Source organism: Methylococcales bacterium (assembly GCA_030949405.1).
Taxonomy (GTDB): domain Bacteria; phylum Pseudomonadota; class Gammaproteobacteria; order Methylococcales; family Methylomonadaceae; genus WTBX01.
Genome location: JAUZSN010000001.1, coordinates 1 through 3611, shown reverse-complemented (window position 1 = coordinate 3611; position 3611 = coordinate 1). Strand labels below are relative to the sequence as shown.

At 33.5% G+C, this 3611-nt stretch carries 4 protein-coding genes; 2 read left to right on the top strand and 2 right to left on the bottom strand.

What is annotated here, in order from left to right; translation table 11 throughout:
* The first annotated feature begins 78 nt into the window (after nucleotides 1-78).
* The gene (locus tag Q9M50_00020) at nucleotides 79-495 is read left to right on the top strand and encodes a transposase family protein (protein MDQ7089027.1); all 417 of its coding nucleotides are present in this window, start codon (nucleotides 79-81) and stop codon (nucleotides 493-495) included.
* Between the two features lie 158 nt (nucleotides 496-653).
* Here Q9M50_00020 and Q9M50_00015 read toward each other — a convergent pair whose 3' ends face one another.
* Together Q9M50_00015 and Q9M50_00010 are read right to left on the bottom strand one after the other, a co-directional pair.
* Nucleotides 654-1673 carry a hypothetical protein gene (locus Q9M50_00015; GenBank protein ID MDQ7089026.1) on the bottom strand — a complete coding sequence of 340 codons (1020 nt, stop codon included), beginning with the start codon at nucleotides 1671-1673 and terminating at the stop codon, nucleotides 654-656.
* 47 nt (nucleotides 1674-1720) lie between these two features.
* Complete coding sequence (locus Q9M50_00010; GenBank protein ID MDQ7089025.1) at nucleotides 1721-2011, bottom strand: hypothetical protein; 291 nt, start codon at nucleotides 2009-2011, stop codon at nucleotides 1721-1723.
* A 244-nt stretch (nucleotides 2012-2255) separates the two neighbouring features.
* Between Q9M50_00010 and Q9M50_00005 the strand changes: the two genes are divergently transcribed.
* Nucleotides 2256-2447: a hypothetical protein gene (locus Q9M50_00005; GenBank protein ID MDQ7089024.1), complete on the top strand. Its 192-nt coding sequence runs from the start codon at nucleotides 2256-2258 to the stop codon at nucleotides 2445-2447.
* The last annotated feature ends 1164 nt before the right edge of the window (nucleotides 2448-3611 follow it).

Here is a 3611-nt window from a genome sequence, read left to right as displayed (position 1 = left end):
GGTTACCGAACGTGCTATCCAACGACCAAAGGATAGCGAAAAGCAGACAGAGCACTATAGCGGTAAAAAGGACACACCATTAAAAATACCGTTATCACAACTTTAGATTTTACTATTTTATATATAGGTTGCACATTTTCTGGGAAAAATCATGATTACGGCATGTTTAAAAAAGAATTTAATCCTGAATTAAATTGGTTTAATGATTTTAATATTCTTATTGATCTAGGGTATAAAGGTTTTGGTAAAAATTACACGGCTGAAAATATTTATATACCCCATAAAAAGCCTAAAAAATCAAAATATAATCTTTCCCCAGAATTATCAAAATTACAGAAAGATGAGAATAGAGAGATGAGTAAAGATCGCGTTATTGTAGAAAATGTTATAGGCGGAATGAAGCGTTATCGTTGTTTAGTTGATAAGTTTAGAAATCATATTCCATTTGTAAAAGATTCAATTATTTTATTATCTGCTGGATTATGGAATTTTTAATATAATTAACAGCAATTCCCGCTTAACCGTTGAAAATTGATGAAGTAATTTTCAGGTTTCATTAATCAAAATACCACCCTCGATTATTTCATCGCTTTAATTAACCGCCATTTTATACCCAAAATTACCCTGAAGAAGAAACTGACAACCTTGGTCAGTTAACGCGTATTATTCCAACGTGGCACTAATTGAGAGCCTTCATGACCCCAAATCAAAGCCGCATAAAGTTGTTCCCAATCGGAAATATAGTGAGTATAAAATAAAGCTTTAATTTCTCTCCAGAGTCCAGTGCGTGTATGCTGACGATCACGTGCCGCTTGAAAATAACGGCAACTGGTTTCTTGTATTTGATCCAGAAAAAAAGCGAGTAAGGTGAGCGTAGCAAATACCGTTGAAAGGTATTTTTCACCATGCCCATAATTATGTTCTAAGTTGTAGCCTTGATTCTTCAGGGTGTTGAAGGTTTCATTCTCGACTTTCCATCGAGTCCGACCTGCGCGTACGACATCAGCCACATTATCGGCGGTGAGTGGTATATCGGTCACACAGGCATAAATAAATTTTTTTCGGTTAGGGTGAATCTCCCAATAATCAATGAAATTGACCTTAAGGTCACGGTGGGTTTGGTTTAATGAAATATTATTAACGTAACGGTAACCCATTTCAGTCCCGTCTTCACGTGTAAATCTCATTTCTTGTGTTGTATTATTATCTAAGCCTGCTAAGACTTTCTTCAGTAGAAGGCTGTTAGCTTGCGGCTTTGCTGTGATAATAAAGCTGAAATTATGTTCTTTTAATCTTTTAATATGAGGGCCGTTACAGGCAAGTGTATCCTGCAGGGCAATGAATTCAGCACGTGGAAAATCTTTATGTAATTGAGGGATAAGACGTGCAGAAGCATTGTGTTCACAATCATTTTTATTATCACCGTCTTGGTGTGTAATGGCTTCAGGATAAAAAGGCAGTACTGTTTTTTTATCGGGATGAACCATAACAGCCGCAAGTAGCTGATGGTAATAGCTTTCATTATCCTTGCCCTTATTTTTTACACAACATTCAGAACAGCTGATATTAGAAGAGCTGTAAACACCTGTACCATCCATGCTTACTAGATATTTGCCTAAAAATTTATATTGCTCCCATTCACCTTGCTGCTGTAAAGTTCGGTGTAATTCCACAAAGATGGGGCGTAATAAATGAGGATGAACCTTATCAAGTAGGGTCCTTAGCTGTGTATCGCACGGAATATTATCAATACCATATAAGTTTTTAGATTTTGAAGGCGTACAGGGTCGCTTCGTTTTTTATCAAATTCAAGTAGTGAGGTGTCTTTTAGGCTAAATATGGCTAAACCAGACATTAATACATCCGCTAAAGGAAATTTTCCTTCTTTTTTTCGGTAATCAGGTAATTTAATAAAATTGGATTTAACTTGATCAAGAAGTACAGGCATAGAAAATTTCTTGCGAAACTTAAGACTGCCCTGTTTAGGGACTGGAGGTAATTTTTTAGGCATAAAATAGCAGAGTTATGAATTTTTTATCTTTTTGATTTTACTACATTTATCCGTTAAGCGGGAATTGCTGGTGAAGATCGCGTTATTGTAGAAAATGAAGATAGGCGGAATGAAGCGTTATCGTTGTTTAGTTGATAAGTTTAGAAATCATATTCCATTTGTAAAAGATTCAATTATTTTATTATCTGCTGGATTATGGAATTTTAATATAATTAATAGGTAATAATTCAAAAGAACAAGTCTAATGACCAAAAAACATATCTTCTTACTTTTTACTTTTGGACATTGGGCGGCTCTTGTCACAGCAAAAATTGATTTAGAATACACCTATGATTCTGCATTCCCATGCGGAAGCGGTTGGGAACAAGCTCAACAAGTCCCGCTCTTTAGCAAAGAGGGGTTAGGAATATTTATCAAACTGTGCTTACGCGTATAAACCGCATTATTTGTATAAAATCCTAATCCCCTTTAAAGAAGGAGACTTAATTTCTGCCTCCCCCTACGCGCTACGTAAAAACAAGACATAATAGTTTGTTTTTAATTAGTTATTTTAATTAAAAAATATAAAACTATACCCGCTCAATGTCAGTTTTGAGACTAAAATATACCCATAAAATCGCTACAACCCACGTAATTAATAGCCTGGGGTAGTTATATGACAATAACATTTTTCTATTTAAATGAATTAAATAATAATTCTAATTTATGAAAAACTCTAAAAAGATATAAGTATTACCTAGCAGCTATATTGATAAGGTTTTTTAATATTATTAATACATTCTAAATAGTTTTCTGCTATAGGTAAGTTTATTTAAATCTACTGCTCTTAAATTTATTCCAAAAAATTTTATTTTTTCAATAAATAAGCTTTGGTTCACTACCTGACCATTTTTCGGCTAACTTTACGGATATGCGTCTTATGCTTACCTCTGCAAACAGGAACTTGAGGTAAACACATAACAAAAGGGCAAGCCATAAACCCCATTAACCCAAATTTTTCTTTTGCCTGTATAGAATTTTCTCTCTTCACTTAATAAAAACATCCAATTCCTATCTAATAACCTAGTTCGATTAGCAATAAATACATCAGTATAACTAAATCCTGTCTGATATTTTCTCTTCCTGCTATGAATGACGAAAATAACAAGGGAAATCATTATAAATATATATGTAATACGCTTATTTCGTTTATAACGCTAAGTCCTTTTAAAAAAACGGGGTTTAAAAAAGCCTTTTCAGGAAAGTAATTAAAAAAACTTTCAATATATTGATAATCCTCTTCCTCTAAAATGACGAACCAACTGCATATCATCTTGGATAAAAAGAATCCAGTCGCTCTTTTGCGTTTTCTAGAGCCATCGGCATATTATTATATAAACCCCTCCATGACGCATATTATTATCTTTTAATGGTTGTATAAGTTTTGTACCTTATCTCGCAAATTATGAAGAAAATATTTAGTTTTCCGGGTCAGAGCTATTATCTATCAATAACGGTTAAACTCAAAAGATAAATAAGAATAATTGAGACAAGACACCCAATTGCATTGGCCAAAAACTTTACTCTGGTTATGAAGAAAAATATAAATAGAAAGTGATTT

Excerpts from the sequence above, each read along its gene's own strand:
- Q9M50_00005 (MDQ7089024.1), top strand. The coding sequence starts at position 2,256 with ATGACCAAAAAACATATCTTCTTACTTTTTACTTTTGGACATTGGGCG.
- Q9M50_00010 (MDQ7089025.1), bottom strand. The coding sequence starts at position 2,011 with ATGCCTAAAAAATTACCTCCAGTCCCTAAACAGGGCAGTCTTAAGTTT.